Here is a 15,694-nt window from a genome sequence, read left to right as displayed (position 1 = left end):
CGGAAACCCGCCCCGACATCACCCGTTTTCACCCGGAAATGCATCATCATATCAACCATTCAGGAGTTACTAAATGGCCTGGGATTGGGACAAGCTGCAGGAACAGAGGAAAAAGGCATCGGGCGGAGATGCCGGACCGCCTCCCAACGTCAACGAAATCTTCCAGAAATTCAAAGGGTTCAAGGGATTCAAGGGCAAACTCCCGGGCGGGACGACCCTGATCATCCTTCTCATCATCCTTCTCTACCTGGGATCGACCTCCGTTTATACGGTTGCCGTCGATGAAGTGGGCATGGTACAGCGGTTCGGCAAGTATGTCCGGATGACACAGCCCGGACTCAACTTCAAGCTGCCGAACGGAATCGAGAAGGTCAGCAAGGTCAAGGTGCGGTATGTTTTCAAGGAAGAATTCGGTTTTCGGACCGTGGAGGCTGCTGCCCGCTCACGATTCGCATCGAGCGCCCCTTACGAGGACGAATCCCTCATGCTGACGGGCGACCTGAATGTCGCCGTGGTCCCCTGGATCGTGCAGTTCCGCATCAACGATCCTTACAACTATCTCTTCAAGGTCAGAAACGTCCGGGGCACCCTGCGTGACTTGTCTGAATCGACCATGCGCCTGGTCGTAGGCGACAGGAGCATCAACGAGGTCATCAGCAAACGTGAAGAGATCGCCAATCAGGCACAGGAACTCCTTCAGAAAGAGCTCGACGAGGCGGAAACAGGCATCAAGGTTGTCACCATCGAGATGAAAAAGACCAACGTCCCCGAACCCGTGCAGCCGTCTTTCAACGAGGTCAACCAGGCTGTTCAGGAAAAGGAGCGTATGATCTACGAAGCGCGCGAGCAGTACAACAAGGTCATCCCTGCAGCCAAGGGGGACGCCGAAAAGACCATCCGCGGCGCGGAGGGCTACGCCCTCGATCGCGTCAACCGGGCGCAGGGTGATGCCACCCGATTCGAAGAATTGTACAACGAGTACACCAAGGCCGAGGATGTCACCCGGAGGCGGCTCTACCTCGAGGCCATGCAGGATATCATGCCCAAGATGGGTGAGAAATATATTGTCGACGCCGAGCAGAAAAATTTCCTCCCGCTCCTCAACCTCGGCAGGCCGCAAGGAGGGACCAAGTAATGAAACTGAAATTCATCCTGATCCCCTTGATCATCATTGCCATTGCAGTCTATTCTTCAGTCTATGTGGTGGACGAAACCGAACAGGTTATCGTCACACAGTTCGGGAGAGCCATCGGCAGCCCGAAGGCCGAGCCTGGGCTTTACTTCAAACTGCCGATGATTCAGCAAACCAATTACTTCCCCAAGAACCTTCTCGAATGGGATGGAGACCCGGGACAGATCCCGACCCTGGACAAGACCTTCATCTGGGTCGACACCTTCGCCCGTTGGAAAATCGTCAATCCGCTAATTTTCTTCGAAACCGTCAACAACGTCACCGGGGCGATGGCCCGTCTGGACGATATCATCGACTCCGCCGTCCGCAATTTTATCACCTCTTATCCGTTGATCGAAACGGTGCGGAAGACCAACCGGAAGCTCGACACCTTCGAGGTCGGCATCTCCGATCTGTTGGACACCCGCTATCTTGGAGAGGTGACACTCGGCAGACAGAAAATCACCAAGGGCATCCTGGAGCAATCCCAGCCGAAGCTGGATGATTTCGGCATCCAACTGGTCGATGTCAAACTCAAACGGATCAACTACGTCGAAGAAGTCCAGAAATCGGTGTATGCAAGGATGATCGCCGAACGGAAACAGATCGCCGAAAAATTCCGCTCCGAGGGCCAGGGCGAGGCCCGCAAGATCGAGGGTAACCGCGACAAAGAACTGAAGCGCATCTCTTCAGAGGCGTACAGAGCGGCTCAAGAGATCAAGGGAAAGGCCGATGCAGAGGCTGCGCTCATTTATGCGAAGGCCTACAATAAGGATCCGGAGTTTTACACTTTTCTCAAATCTCTGGACCTCTACCGCAATGCAATGGACAAGCAAAGCGCTTTGATCCTTTCGACCGATTCCGACCTGCTCAGGTTTTTCAAGAGCTACGAAGAAAAAGCCGTGATGCCGACGATGGATTAGCGGCGTGATGAAAAATCCACTGTGCACAGGCTGTCGGATCGTTTTTCACCATTGCCCACTGGAAGAGGGAGGGTAGCGAGTATGGTCAGGACCGAGATTTCCTTGTTTCTGAAAAACGCTCCGGGTGAACTGGGCACACTCGCCGGCCGACTGGCGGAGGCTGGCATCAATATCGACGCATTGACTATTCAGGATGCCTCCGACTACGTACAGGGCATCTTCAAGGCCAGGGGGAAATCCCTCAAGCGCATCGCCCCGGCCGCCAGCTATGGTTCGATGCAGAAAGACTCGGCCGATTACGCCCTCATCCGCCTGCTGGTCGATAAAACCGATAGGGCGATGGATCTTCTGACAAAAGGTGAGTATGTCTTCGACATCGCGCCGGTGATCGCCCTCGAAATCGAGAACCGGCCGGGAAACCTGGCGGCGATGGCCCGAAAATTCGGGGAAGAGGGGGTCAATATCAACTATGTGTATGGGTCCGCGCTCCCTCGCGGGAAGAAGTCGTTATTCGTATTCTGCCCCGAGGACATCGAGCTGGCTGCGCGCATCTTCAAGGATTGACGGCACGGGCTCATCCCAGCCGGCTAGATCGAGCAGCTTCAGCTGGATCCTTTCCACCCCCTGCCAGGTGTTTTTTTCTGGAACAAATGCCAGATTGACCCGCTCACCCTTTGCCGGTGCAAGGTCGCCCAAGCCGAAGCCGATCGCATCGAAAACACATCCATCTTGAGCAACGCTCATCTTCAGATGATTGTCCCCTACTAACCTCGATTCGAAAACCGTCACATCCCGCACCAACAGACAAGGCTCCGGATTCCCTTCCCCGAAGGGTGCCAGCGCGTCGATTTCGGTCAGTGTGCGGAAATCGATATCTGCCAATGAGACCACTGCATCGATATCCAGTCCCGGCACCAAACTTTCGTCATCCAACTGATCCCAGGCCAACTGTTCGAGATCCTTTCGGAACGTATCGAGATTGACCCGTTTGAGGGCAAACCCGGCCGCGTGGGCATGGCCCCCATAGCGCTCGAAGAGGTGGGCCATTTCAGTGAGTGCCCCGAACAGGTTGAATCCATCGATGCTGCGTCCGGATCCGATTCCCAGCCCGTCCTGAAGGCTCAGCACGACGGCCGGTTTGTGGTAACGGTCCACCAGTTTCGAGGCTACAATCCCCAGAACGCCCGTGTGCCAGTTCTCGCCGCACAACATGAGGGTCCTAAGGCGGTCTACGTCGCCCATGGAGGCGACCTGGGCATCGATCTGCTTCAGGATCTCCCTTTCGAGTCTTTGCCTTTCCTGATTCAAGGCCGTCAACTCACGGGCCGCGCGCTCGGCTTTCGCTATATCACGCACCGTCAAAATCTCAAGGGCCAATGCCGCCCCCCCGAGGCGGCCAGGGGCGTTAAGCCGCGGGGCGAGCCTGAATGCAAGGTCGTCGGCCGTCACAGACAGTCTGTCTATCTGGGCGGCGGCCTTCATCGCGCCAATCCCCTCCCACCTGCTTTCGGCCATCATCCTGAGGCCGCTGTTGACCAGGATGCGGTTCTGACCGAGCAGCGGCACACGATCCGCCACAGTCCCCAGCGCCACCAGGTCAAGATATTCGCGGAGATCCGGCTCCTTGCGGGTCTTGAACCATCCCTTTTCCCGCAGGGCGGTGCGAATGGCCACGGCGAGAAAAAAGGCGACCCCCACGCCGGCCAGCGGCCTCAGAGCGGAGGGACCGCCGCTTCTGTGGGCGTTGACAACCGCGCAGGGCGGCCGATAATTCTCAGGGACCTGGTGATGATCCGTAACGACCACCGTCAAGCCCGCACGCTGCGCTGCAGCGATGGCCCTGTAATCCGAGCTGCCGCAATCCACGGTGATCAGAAGCTTCGTGCCGTCGGCGGCGATCCGGCGCACGGCCTCCCGGTTCAGCCCGTACCCTTCGCGCAGGCGGTTGGGGATATAGGCGGAAGCCTTCAGGCCGATCGCGTCGAAAAAATGGATCAGGACAGCCGTAGCCGTAATACCGTCCGCGTCGTAATCGCCGTAAACGGTGATCTTCCAATCCTGTTCGATGGCGTGTTGGACGATCCGGACCGCTTCCCCCATATCGGGAAGCGTCAGAGGATCTTGGAGGGAGGCCAAACGGGGGTCAAAAAAGTCCTTTACGGTCTGTGGATCTCTCATTCCGCGATGCACCAGGAAATGGGCCTGCAAAAGGGTGAGACCTGCAGTTCGGCTCAACTCGCGGGCTTCGGGGAAAACGGGTTTCAGTTTCCAGATGTTGTATCGCGACACCTCCCGAGACCTCAGGCGCCTTTCCGGGTGATCGCGAGCAGGCGTTCCTCCACCCTGCGCGCATCCACAGCTACATCTACTTCGATGGAATCGAAAGAGGTCTCGACAACCCGCATCCGGACACCGTTTTCGAGAACACGAAGCTGCTCGAGCTTCTCCGCGGTTTCGAGGCATCCCTCCGGCATCCGGCTGAATCGCCGCAAAAACTCCATACGATACGCATAAAAGCCGAGGTGTTTGTAATACACCGCCGGGGTGTCCTTCTCACGGTAAAAGGGGATAGCGGCCCTGGAAAAATATAGGGCGAAACCCGCCGCGTCCGTCACAACCTTGACATGGTTCGGGTTGCCGGCCTCATCCGCGTTGATCCGGAATTTGAGAGTGGACATGGAAAGGGCTGGATCATCTTTGAAGGGTCCGACCAGATCCGTCACCACAGACGGGTCGAAAAGCGGCTGATCACCCTGGATATTGACGATGACGTCCTCGTCTTTCACCCCGAGCGAGGTTGCCGCCTCGCAAATCCGGTCAGTGCCGGAGAGATGATTCGCCCGTGTCATCATCACCCGGCCCCCAAAGGACCTCACACAATCCGCGATCCGCGAGTCGTCTGTGGCAACATACACATTCACCAGTTCCGTGCAGCCCAGGGCCCTCTCATACACGTGCTGAATCATCGGCTTGCCGGCGATCAAAACCAGAGGCTTGCCGGGCAGACGGGTGGATTGATACCTTGCGGGAATAAAAGCGTAAATATCCATATATGGGAAATCAAGATTTGGAATAGGTGGCGCAGGCGTTTTCGGACTCCCAGGCAGTCACCCTGCTGACGTGGACCCGCCCGTCGTCAAGCTCCGCAGCAAGACGCTCGAAGATGTAACGGGCAATGTTTTCCGAAGAGGGATTCACGGCCCGGAAGGGTTCAAGGTCATTCAAAAAGCGATGGTCCAACGCATCCAGCACCTGCTGGGTGGACTCCTTAACAACCCTGAAGTCGACCAGCAACCCGTTGTCACCAAGGGTATCCCCTGCGATAAAGACCTCGACCGTCCAGTTGTGCCCGTGGAGCCTCTCGCAGCCACCCTCGTATTCCCGCAACTGATGGGCTGCCGCAAAATGTGTAACGATCTTTAATTCATACATTGAGCAGGCTCCCCCTATTTTTCGTCTGCAGGGCTCTGGTCAGCGCCAGGTTCCCAGACCTTCCCGCACTCGGTGCACTTCCCGTTCAAAATGATCCCTGTACAGGTCCCATCCGGGCACAACACTCGATTTTCAAAATCGAATTCATCATCCCGCTCGTCCACCAAGACCGCAGGTTCTTCCCGGCCATCCATTGCAGTGCCGCACTGCATACAGTACTGAGCCTCTTCTGGATTTTCCTCCCCGCATTTCGGGCAGGGACGACCGGGAATATCTTTCTCGCACAAAGGGCATTTCATACTATCTTCCTCTCGTCATCCATAGGCCGGACTCAACTCTCACCGGTAAGTCCCGTCTGGTTTCCATCCGGAAATGGTCCATTTTGCCGATCTCGGCGTCAATCTGCACATGTGCTTGTGCAGTGCCAAATAGGCTGCCTCTGCGCCAACGCTTGATTTCCTTCATATGGACAAACCAGAACCCGCCTCGCAGGGGCAGGACTTCGCACCCGAGGAGTGTGGAAAAAACTCCTTTTCCGGATTGGAAACTGGATTGAACCGGAAAATCATTTACAGGTAAACACCGCCAGACAGGACCTGGCGCCACCATCATTCTAGAAAACCCGCGCCTATATTCCTAGCCAATTACGGCCCCGCTGTCAATCTCGCTCCTGCTGATTCAACACCAAAATAGTGTTGTCTATATCAACGATGAACCCGGCAGTCCGCATCCCCTTTCGATCACAGCCCCCGCCTTCGGTTTCCGTCAGCTCTTCTTGGACGTGATCGCCTGAAAAGACCCTATCTGCTGCTTCACGCGTGCACTCTTGCACTTCGGGCACCGCACCTTGGTCTTTTCGTGTTCAACGAGCGTCATCATCAAAGTGAATGTGCTCCCGCACTTCTCGCAGAGATAATCATATGACGGCAATTCAATCCCTCCATCCCTCAAGACACCCCGATTGTCAAACCGAACGCCGACTCTCCCAGGCGATCTTTTTTCTCGGCGGGACCGGCACGATCACGACCAACAAGCGGACTTTCTTCCATGCTACCACAAGCGGATGAATTTTCTCCCCTCGCGTAGCTCGCCCCGCACCTTCTCCATGTGCCTCAGGGCGGCGATCTCCTTTTCGAGGTCTGAAGGCTTGAGGTCCAACGCCTCGCATAGCGCCTGCGGCTCAACTCCGCCAGTCTCTTCCAGAATCGAAAGGATTCGAGACTGCCTTTCCGTCAGTTCAGGGGCGTGTCCCATGTTCCGCTCCAGGGACTTTGCACTGTGGACCGCCCAGGGATCACAGGTGCGAGCCGGAGACAAGGCATCCATATAGCAGTCCTCGCACATCACCTCTTGATTCATAATACGTTCTTCGCCCGGCTCGATCGAGCTGCCGCAACGTTTGCAATTCGTCATCGTTCCTCTCCCGGATTCCTCCTTTTTCAATTGGTTCCATCATTAGCAGGCAGACAAACAACAAAGGTGGTCATGCCGTTGCCTCTGACCACTTCCACCTTTCCACCCAAAAGCTTCACTATCCTGTTTGTAATATAAAGGCCGCGACCCTGGGCGCCACCCTCGACCATCAAAACACGATCCTCATCGGACATCTCGCCTGTATTGCTGACTTCTGCACAGACCCAATCTCCTTTCGAGTGGGTGCGAATCGCTAGGGTTCCCCCTTTCAAAGGAATGGCCTTGGTCGCATTGTTGAGAATATTGTCGAACACCCTTTCGAGATTTATCGAAAAACACTTCACATACAAGTTAGGATCGAAGGGGCCTTCTTTCAAGGTGATATTCTGCCTCAGCTGCTCCCGGATCGCCTCCCGATTAATCTCGAAGCGCCTTCTTAGGACTTCGGTCAGGTTGACTACCTGTTCCTGCCCGACATGGTAGATGCTGAGCGCCAATTCCTGCAGACGGCTGGTCTCTTCAAGCAGGATGTCGGCGTACTTGAGGATCTGATCGCGGCAGCCGACCGGGTCCTCCTCGACCATCTTTTTCAGGCGGCGCGCAAAACCTGCCGTTGCAATAGCCGGGTTCTTGAAATCATGGAGGGCATCGTCCAGCCGCTCCATTTTCTGGGCCTTCATCAGTTCGCGCCCCATGAAGATGAGCAGATCGATTTCATCCTCACGATACCGTTGACGCTGCTCCAGTGCATCGAAGGTCATGAAATGGGTGACATTGCCGTTCACCCTGAGCGGTATGTAAAGGATGGAATTGATATTGTAAATCTGGGCGAACCGCTTGAGGTTGTCCGATATCAATGTGCTGTGCTCCGGGTCGACCACCAGCAGGTAAGAAGGGCTCAGGGTCTCGTAGACCGAATCTCCATCGTAGCCGCGCAGATTCAACAAAATCTCGAAGGCCGGCTCACTGCTCACGGCAAAGCTCCTCCCGATACTGTGATACCCGCCGCTCTCCGGATAACCCGCCTCGAGCACAACCCTTGTCAGATCCTCCGTGACAGAAAAAAGCGCACAGCTCTGGAGGTTGACCATATCCGCAAGTTCAGGGACCACCCGGTTGAATATTTCTTTCAGCTTAATCCCTCCCCGCGCTCCCAGAGCACGAAAGATGTGCTCCGTTACAAACGCCTTTTTCTCGTTTGTCCGCTGGAGAAAGAGGATTTTTTTCTTCGCCATGACAAAACTCAGACGCCGTGCCATCAGCGTCGCCATCTGAATCTCCAGGGGATGAAACACCCGATTCCGCTCCACGAAATAGATTTGAATGACGCCGATGGTATCGCGTTCGTGCGGGAAAAACCGGGTGATCTCGAGCGGAATCCCCATCATGGAACGAACGCCTTTCCGGTCGATCGTATGCTTGTCGAGATACCGGTCATCGTTCACCAGATCAGGAACGAGGCATGGCTGACGGGTCCGGACGACTTCTCCTGCAATGCTCCCTTCAAGGGGAATGAATTCTGAGCGGTGGTGCTCCTCCCCAAGCGGGTAGGACCCGTATGAAAGCATCTGCTTCGTAATAGGGTCGTAGATGCGGATAGAAGCGGAATGGGCCCCGAGGAATTCCACCATGAACTGGGTGGCCTTCTGGAATATCTCTTTTTGGGTTAGATCAGGGTCGATCTCTACAAGCTCATCGATCAGCCCTGTCACCCGTCTCAGGAATTCGGAGAGGACATGTTCCTCGACCCATTCTATCAACAACCGCCAAAACGACTCGTCGGCAGAGACCTCCGCGGCCCAGGGTTCCTGCCGCAGTGCCTTGATCAAATCGTCAGGATTTGTCAGCATAAAATATTCACCCAAAGAGGTTATGCCAGAAAAGATCTTCTTTTGTAGATACCAGTTGGCAGCTTTAAAGTCAAGCAACCAACCGTCGCTTATTTTATCCTAATCTTATCCAAATATAAATATCATCAATAATCTACAGTTTCAGCTTTTCTTTCATAACCAGGTAAAAGCCGGTTTCAGCCTTTCTTATGCACTATCAAAATAATTCGGCAAATGCACCGTTCAAATCCTCGATCCCTCAAAAACGTTTTTGCCTGGAACCGTCCTACATCTGATTACATCTATCCCTGACCCTTCATACCCGGTCAGGCGACCTACGGACGGGCGGACCTATCGAACCGCATTTGGCTGATCTGCTCAGAGATTAGACCAAGCATAAATATGAGAACCGATGTTGTCAGAAAGAGAGCACCCATGTTGTTGAATCGGCCGGCTGTTAAAAACGTCCATAGATTACAGCCTAGGCCGGTCAGAAACATCGCGATGGAAGTCGGCAGGAATACACGCAACGGAGCGAAGAGAGTGCAGACCTTCATCAAGATCAGCAGGAACCGAATCCCGTCTTCCACACAGCGAATGCCGCTTTTACCCGTCCGCCTTTTCAATACATTTATCGGCTCATATTTCAGCGATCGGCCACTGTGCAAGGCCGCGAGGGTAATCGTCGTCGGATAAGAGTAGGTGTTCGGCAACAGATTCAGGAAATCTTTGGCTGTTTCCGATTTGACCGCCCTGAAGCCTGAGGTGAGATCCTGAACCTCGAACCGGGTGACATAAGATGCCAGACAGTTGAATACTCGATTGCCTGCGGCCCTCCACCAATTCGTCTGCTGGCACCTGCAGCGCGCGCCGACAACCATGTCGAATTCAGGCAAATATTGAAGCAATCGGGGGATGTCTTCAGGCCGGTGCTGTCCATCACCATCCATGAGCACCAGGATTTCCCCCGACGCGATCCGGATACCGCTTTTCACGGCTGCGCCATTGCCTATCGTATAGGGATGGCTGTATACGAAGGCCCCCGCCTCAAGCGCAACCCGGGCCGTTTCATCTTCAGATCCATCATTGACCACAATGATCTCGAAATCCGGATAAAGCTCTCTGATGCGCGCGACAAGACTACCGATGACCGCTGATTCGTTCAGAGCAGAAATGATGACCGACACACTGCATGGGACCACTTGGCAGCCCATCCCAGGCGCTCTTCTTTCTGATTGGCAGGCTGGCGGTTTCACTTCGCCGCCTCCTGCAACGGTTCTCCATCAGGCAGCGTGACCGGTTCCGCGCATCCGTTTTTATCGGAGGAGTCCCTTACCTTCTTCATAGAGAGCCCGTGTCTGACGATGTTTTTAACATAAGCCCGGCCGCGGCAACGTCCGGCCCTCTCGTTGTCAGAACGGCTGCAAAGGCCCCTGTTCATCGCTCAGAAAATCTTTCTGGATGAGAAGATCGCTGCGGCTGCGCAAATCAGCGTCCCGATCCAGGCGGCGGTGAACAACAGGGCCCCGGCGATCATGGCGCCCGGAATGGGTTCTTCATATAAGGCCGCTCCTCTGAAGTTGATGCACTCAAGATTTGGCAGGATGAAAAGCAACACCCTCAGGACGATCTCCATCATGTGCGACTCGGTGTTTTGAGCGAATAGGCGCAGATCGTTGCACCAATGGCCCAGAAAAGCGACGCCGGCTAGAAAAAAATTGTGCAGCGGTGGACTCGTAAAACCTGCGAAAAAGACGCTGAACGCTGCCAGAATGATCCACTCGGAAAAGATGAAAAGCCCCGCCACGACGTGCTGAGCGTTCACCCGTATTCCCGAAAGCAGCATCACACTTCCAAAGCTCGTGGACAGAATGAGAAAGATCGTGGCCAAAACCAGGATCATGCCGCAATATTTTCCCAGCAGGAACGAGCTGCGGCCGAGAGGTCTCGACAATATCAGAAAAATCGTCCGCTGCTGTATCTCATGGCGAACGAGGCTCGATCCCAGATACAAGACACCGAGAAAGCCCGAGACCCAGATGACCCAGAATCCCATATCCTGTATCACTCTCTCACGATTTCCCATCGCCATACGACTTAAAACCATCGAAGAGGCCAGGAGCATCACTCCGATCAGGCACAAAGCTTGAGTGAACCGTTCGCGCAGCGCCTCGATCCAGACATGCCTGGCCAGGGCCCAAATTTGAAGACCCCAGCCAGCTCTCAAACCCGCCATCCTGAATTCCCAGCGTTCTCCTGGCCGAACCGGGTCAGCAACTCATTAAAATCCGCATAGACAGGATTCAAAGATTCGAGGCGGATATTGCGGCTTGCGGCCAGCGCGAGGATCTTGTCCAACCAAGGCCCTTGCACGCGCAGGTGGTAATTGTCGCGGCGTTTATGGATCACAAGCACGCCTTTCTCCGGTAGTTCGGACAAAAACGCCTGCCCTGCCGCTTTCATCCGGATATCGAACACCCTAACGCCCTTTTCGATCGCGGACATATCACCGTTCCACCTCAATTTTCCTTGATCCATCAAGACGACTTCATCGCATATCGTTTCCACATCAGACAGAATATGAGAGCTGAAGACGATCGTACGCCCGGCACGTTTAAGCTCCAGCATGATCTCCAGTAAGCGGTTGCGCCAACAGGGATCCAAACCACTCATCGGTTCGTCCAGGAAAAGGAGCGAGGGCTTGTGCACCAGCGCTTGTGCCAGCCCGGCCCGCTGCAGTTGTCCCTTGGAAAGAGTTCCCATCTGCAGCGGTCCCTGATCCCGTAGACCGAGAAGATCGAGCTGCTTTTCCACGGCATGTCGCCCTTCGCTGTGGCCGATTCCACTGAGCCCAACGAGCATCTGCATCCATTCCAGAAGGGTTAGACGCGGGTAGAAATAGGGCCTCTCCGTCAAGCACCCAATCCCCCGCTTGGAGGCCGCCTCGACAGCGTCTCTTCCTGCCACCTGAACCCTCCCCAAGTCAGGCTTCAGCAATCCAGTTCCAAGCATGATCGCGGTGGTCTTCCCTGCACCGTTCGGCCCGATCAGCCCCAGGGTCATACCCTGCGCCACACGCAGGAACAGGTCGTGGACAATCACTTTTTTCCGGCGCCAAAAACCCAGCCGGATGCAATAGGTTGCATGCAGCCATTCAACGGCGGGCTCCCTCATTGGAAAGAATCTCCTCCCGTTTTCGCACCAGCCTCTCTTGCTGGAAAGGGTCGATCGTTTTCTTCAAGGCATTTTCGATGAGCGAGACAGCCAACCCCCGCTGTCCTGCCCTATTCGCCAGGGTGGCCGCTAATCCTTTCAAGAAGGAGGGCGCCCCTGGCAGATCAGCAGCCTCGCTCAAGGCATCGGCTGCTCCCGGCGCATCTTCTGCCCACTTCCACAGGTAATACCCTTTGTAAAACCAGAGCTGCCAGTCGGCGCGATGGAACTGCAGCCCTTTTTCGATCAGAGAAATTCCAGATTCATAGGCGTGGATCTCTGTTGCAAAGACGGTTGCTCCGAACAAAAACGGCCATCGCCAGGCCGGCGCCAGATCTGTAATCAAATCCAATATAGGATATAGGTATGGGTACTCTTTATCCGTCAAAGCGTGCCTGCCGAAATAGTAGACACAGCGCAGCCATAGCAAGTCTGCCAAAAGGTCGACATCGGCTGGTGCAAGCAGGCGCAATGTTGATGCATTGCAGGGCAGGAAAACCACGTCCTCGAAATCCCCCTCTCCCTCACACCAAGGGCAATCGGATACGGTGACCCCGGTTTCTGCAAGGCTTAGCCTGATAAGCTTCCATTGAATCCCCCAGGCAAAAACCATCAGAAAGATAGAAGAGACATAGAGGATTACGACATGGTTTTTTGTACGTTTCAAACCCTCCCTCAAGATCAGGAGCACGGATAGCACCCTGCAGGCCGGCCGATACATAGGGTGAAGATCATGGGATCTTCAAAGCCTTTTCCGGAGGATCCGTCCGAATGCCACCCGCAGCTTCATTCACTCGATTGCCAACGAAAAGGCATCGTTCACGAAGCAATCTCACACCTTCACAATCAAGCTCGGAGGGCATCCGGTCGAGAAGGAAAAGGGTCCGCCCGTATTGCCCCCTCTCCTGGTAGTAGACCGCCAGGTTCCACAGTGCAAAAGTGTCTTTCTTCAAGACACATCCCTTAGGGCGCAGGACCCGCTCAATCTGCCGAAAAATTTCTTCCGCTCTATCTTCATTTCCCAATTCATAGACCACATAATTGTGCAGGCTCTGAAGGACATGGACATCTTCAGGATAATCTTTTTCAAGCCGCTGAAGCATGGATCCGCCGGCATTCACAGCACCGCATCGTATCAATGAGATCGCAAGATTTAGTCTGACGCGTTTTGAACCGGGAGATTTTGATAGTTCTGATGTATAAAAATGGACTGCATGGGTGTAATCCATATTGCGAATATAGGTCGAGCTGGCCAATAAACATAAAATAAACCCGCCTATCAACCCATAAATATGGCTTCGAATATGAAGCCGCATGCAAAGGTCATATGCAAGGATGACTGAGGCGAATGTTATGGCGATGCTCGGAACATACATGCGGTGTTCATAGATAACCTCTAGCGGAATAAACGATGATTCAACAGAATGTGCCACAAAAAACCATAACACGCACCAAATCACTATAATTTTTCTTCTTCTGTAAAAAAGAGCGAGCCAACAGACAATAAGCCATCCTAAAAGGCTTGCCATTGTCGTGATTGGTTTGAATATTCCCTGCGAAATTTCATATTCGTACAGCAGACAAAATCGCGATGCTTCAGGCCGGAAGAAAAGGGACAAATAATGCCACAAAACCCGGGATTCCGTCATGAGCCTTTCAGTGATGGTAAAATCACGCTGACCGTAAGCCGCAGCCAAAAAGCCAACTGGCTCTTTTCCTAGATACAGGAAGCACATGGCGCCTGCTGATAGAACGGCAGTCCACACCCATCGCCATCGGACAGCACAGCCAGAATCTCTGACCAGAAGGTTCTCGTGCACGACAATCAGGATGGGTAAAATCGCGATATTTTCTTTGCATAAAAGGCCTGCTCCCCAGCTTGTCATAGCCAACCCGAAAAAAATGCCAGCCCCTTTCCGGTGTTCTTCGATCCACCATGAACGTCCCTTCATCCATAGAACGAGGCTCAAAAGCCCAAAAAAAGCGGCCAAGCTGGTCATTCGCTGAACAATATAAGTGACAGCGTTGGTCTGAATCGGATGAGCCGCCCATGCTAGCGCGGCGAAACAGGCCAGCCAGCGACCTTGTTGCCTATAGGCATCCTGCATCCAGCTTGAATGGATGGTTTGCAGAAGGAAAAGATATAGCAAAAGACAATTTAAAACATGGACCACGATATTGAAGATGTGATAACCCCATGGATCCAGTTTTCCAAGCGAGAAGTTCCAAGCAAACGATACATACGCCAGAGGTCTGTTTTGACATGGATTTTCTTCTGCGAATATATTACCTATTTCTTTTAATCCAAATCTGTCTATCTTCAAATTTTGGTTATTGACAATATTAATTAAATCATCAAAAAGAAATGGACTTGAGAGCGTATTACAATATATTCCAAATAAAAAAATTGCAGAAAAAAGAATATATACGGCGTGGAATATTTTATCGCTGAACTTCACACAGAAATGGTTGCGGCTTAATCTGCACAACTTCTTTGCCAGATTTATTGAGCTTTAATTTAACGATCATTATCTATCTGCAAGTATACCATCCAAATATTCTTTACTTTTCAAGCATCAAAAATCTATTAAAAATTACAAAGTTAAATTTATCACCAAAAACTCCAGCCAGGGTATACCCCGTGAAAAAGGCAACCGTGGCTTGGTGCGTATTCTCTCACTCAGGCAGACTTGCCGGCTTCATAGAAATTAATTTCCCCGTGCCTGTCGATGCCCTGCGCGCATACCTCCAGGGTCAGGAGCCGGACCTCGCCTGGATCGTTCAGCCCACCGTTTGATTCAGACCCTGTGATCGGTAGCCACTAGGTTATGGGTTAATTTCACTCTTATGGCGCACATGCGTTTATTTGATTTTCCAAAACGCGCTCATGGTTGATAGTCCACTTATCGTCCTTGTCCCCTTTGAGGCTTTCGGCAAAAGCTGTCGCAATAAATGATACGTTATTCGCTTCCGAGATAGCATAGACATATCTAGCATCGCCTTTGCTCGCAAATCCGATCTCGGCAAAATCATATGAGTAAATATTATTTTCTGTGTAATAGGCCTCTTCAGCGACGGCAATATTACCCAGAAGAGTTTTCGCCTCAGCTTGCTTTGCCTTGCACTGGTAGTTTACATAATTTGGGATGGCGATCGTTGCCATGACTGCTATGATAGCCACTACAATCATCAACTCCAGCAATGTAAAGCCTCGCACCTTTTCTGCCACTCTGCACAGCATGTCAGACCTCCTTGTACTTTTTAAATATAATTATAGGTAACCATAGATCTTATATTCGCACATTATGAACGACACGCACTTCCCATCCGCTCGTTGGCAGAGCGTCCCAATACATAATCTGCTCTGGTTAAATAATGCTGAAGCAGAAGGAGTTGCACTATGGGATCCTCCCGGGCTCAATGCCTCTTCCACTGATAATCTAGAGATGAGCAAAGAGTGTGCCTACTGCTTGACAGGATCGCTGCAAAACAGATATCCGCATATAAATCGGAGACTTATTGCGCAACTGGTCCAATAATCCCCGGCCGGTTTTCGAAGGATGCGCACAGTCTCTTGTGATCTTCGACCGATTTTATGTCTCCAAAGGTAGGGTGGCTCTTAACCCAAGTTTGCCATTTTTTTTACCGAAAGCTGATATTTCAGTATGTTAGTCGATTTTATGGTCACTACTCATTTTACGGTCGCGATTTTT

At 53.0% G+C, this 15,694-nt stretch carries 16 protein-coding genes; 3 read left to right on the top strand and 13 right to left on the bottom strand.

Annotation, left to right across the window (positions count from 1 at the left end; translation table 11 throughout):
• Positions 1 to 73 precede the first annotated feature (73 nt).
• The 3 genes from hflK to H567_RS0109905 all read left to right on the top strand — a co-directional run bounded on the left by hflK (position 74) and on the right by H567_RS0109905 (position 2,658).
• Positions 74 to 1,135, top strand: coding sequence for an FtsH protease activity modulator HflK (hflK, locus tag H567_RS0109915; RefSeq protein WP_028321284.1), 1,062 nt, complete (start codon positions 74 to 76; stop codon positions 1,133 to 1,135).
• The gene (gene hflC, locus H567_RS0109910; RefSeq protein ID WP_028321283.1) at positions 1,135 to 2,094 is read left to right on the top strand and encodes a protease modulator HflC; all 960 of its coding nucleotides are present in this window, start codon (positions 1,135 to 1,137) and stop codon (positions 2,092 to 2,094) included. Before hflK ends, hflC begins: the two co-directional genes overlap by 1 nt.
• An 81-nt stretch (positions 2,095 to 2,175) precedes the next feature.
• Positions 2,176 to 2,658, top strand: coding sequence for an amino acid-binding protein (locus tag H567_RS0109905; protein ID WP_028321282.1), 483 nt, complete (start codon positions 2,176 to 2,178; stop codon positions 2,656 to 2,658).
• On the opposite strand, the gene recJ is transcribed toward H567_RS0109905, so the two are convergent.
• From recJ to H567_RS0109840, 13 genes are all read right to left on the bottom strand, one after another.
• A complete protein-coding gene (recJ, locus tag H567_RS24190) occupies positions 2,602 to 4,383 on the bottom strand; it encodes a single-stranded-DNA-specific exonuclease RecJ (RefSeq protein ID WP_051184691.1) in 1,782 nt (593 codons plus the stop codon). The genes H567_RS0109905 and recJ overlap by 57 nt on opposite strands.
• Before the next feature lie 11 nt (positions 4,384 to 4,394).
• A complete protein-coding gene (gene kdsB / locus H567_RS0109895; RefSeq protein WP_028321281.1) occupies positions 4,395 to 5,144 on the bottom strand; it encodes a 3-deoxy-manno-octulosonate cytidylyltransferase in 750 nt (249 codons plus the stop codon).
• Between the two features lie 10 nt (positions 5,145 to 5,154).
• The gene (queD, locus tag H567_RS0109890; protein WP_028321280.1) at positions 5,155 to 5,526 is read right to left on the bottom strand and encodes a 6-carboxytetrahydropterin synthase QueD; all 372 of its coding nucleotides are present in this window, start codon (positions 5,524 to 5,526) and stop codon (positions 5,155 to 5,157) included.
• A 14-nt stretch (positions 5,527 to 5,540) separates the two neighbouring features.
• Positions 5,541 to 5,825, bottom strand: a complete 285-nt coding sequence (locus tag H567_RS27855; RefSeq protein ID WP_084517116.1) for a zinc-ribbon domain-containing protein — start codon at positions 5,823 to 5,825, stop codon at positions 5,541 to 5,543.
• A gap of 466 nt (positions 5,826 to 6,291) precedes the next feature.
• Complete coding sequence (locus H567_RS27850) at positions 6,292 to 6,456, bottom strand: FmdB family zinc ribbon protein (protein ID WP_084517114.1); 165 nt, start codon at positions 6,454 to 6,456, stop codon at positions 6,292 to 6,294.
• A 120-nt stretch (positions 6,457 to 6,576) separates the two neighbouring features.
• Positions 6,577 to 6,939: a hypothetical protein gene (locus H567_RS24180; protein ID WP_051184690.1), complete on the bottom strand. Its 363-nt coding sequence runs from the start codon at positions 6,937 to 6,939 to the stop codon at positions 6,577 to 6,579.
• 26 nt (positions 6,940 to 6,965) lie between these two features.
• Positions 6,966 to 8,789, bottom strand: coding sequence for a GAF domain-containing sensor histidine kinase (locus H567_RS0109870; protein ID WP_153306135.1), 1,824 nt, complete (start codon positions 8,787 to 8,789; stop codon positions 6,966 to 6,968).
• Between the two features lie 314 nt (positions 8,790 to 9,103).
• Positions 9,104 to 9,955 (bottom strand): glycosyltransferase family 2 protein, encoded by an 852-nt coding sequence (locus H567_RS0109865; RefSeq protein ID WP_244155454.1) that lies wholly within the window; start codon positions 9,953 to 9,955, stop codon positions 9,104 to 9,106.
• Positions 9,956 to 10,212: 257 nt separating this feature from the next.
• Positions 10,213 to 10,995 (bottom strand): ABC transporter permease, encoded by a 783-nt coding sequence (locus H567_RS24170; RefSeq protein WP_153306134.1) that lies wholly within the window; start codon positions 10,993 to 10,995, stop codon positions 10,213 to 10,215.
• Positions 10,992 to 11,870: an ABC transporter ATP-binding protein gene (locus H567_RS27135; protein WP_161626594.1), complete on the bottom strand. Its 879-nt coding sequence runs from the start codon at positions 11,868 to 11,870 to the stop codon at positions 10,992 to 10,994. The genes H567_RS24170 and H567_RS27135 overlap by 4 nt, the downstream gene beginning before the upstream one ends.
• Positions 11,871 to 11,922: 52 nt before the next feature.
• Positions 11,923 to 12,648 (bottom strand): hypothetical protein, encoded by a 726-nt coding sequence (locus tag H567_RS0109850; RefSeq protein WP_153306133.1) that lies wholly within the window; start codon positions 12,646 to 12,648, stop codon positions 11,923 to 11,925.
• A 64-nt stretch (positions 12,649 to 12,712) separates the two neighbouring features.
• On the bottom strand, positions 12,713 to 14,440 hold the full coding sequence (locus H567_RS24160; RefSeq protein WP_035253988.1) for a tetratricopeptide repeat protein: 1,728 nt from the start codon (positions 14,438 to 14,440) through the stop codon (positions 12,713 to 12,715).
• 386 nt (positions 14,441 to 14,826) lie between these two features.
• A complete protein-coding gene (locus tag H567_RS0109840; protein WP_028321273.1) occupies positions 14,827 to 15,222 on the bottom strand; it encodes a type IV pilin protein in 396 nt (131 codons plus the stop codon).
• Positions 15,223 to 15,694 lie beyond the last annotated feature (472 nt).

The organism is Desulfatiglans anilini DSM 4660, from assembly GCF_000422285.1.
Lineage (GTDB): Bacteria > Desulfobacterota > DSM-4660 > Desulfatiglandales > Desulfatiglandaceae > Desulfatiglans > Desulfatiglans anilini.
Note: the sequence above shows the minus strand (reverse complement) of the source record. Positions and strands in the feature narration are given on the sequence as shown.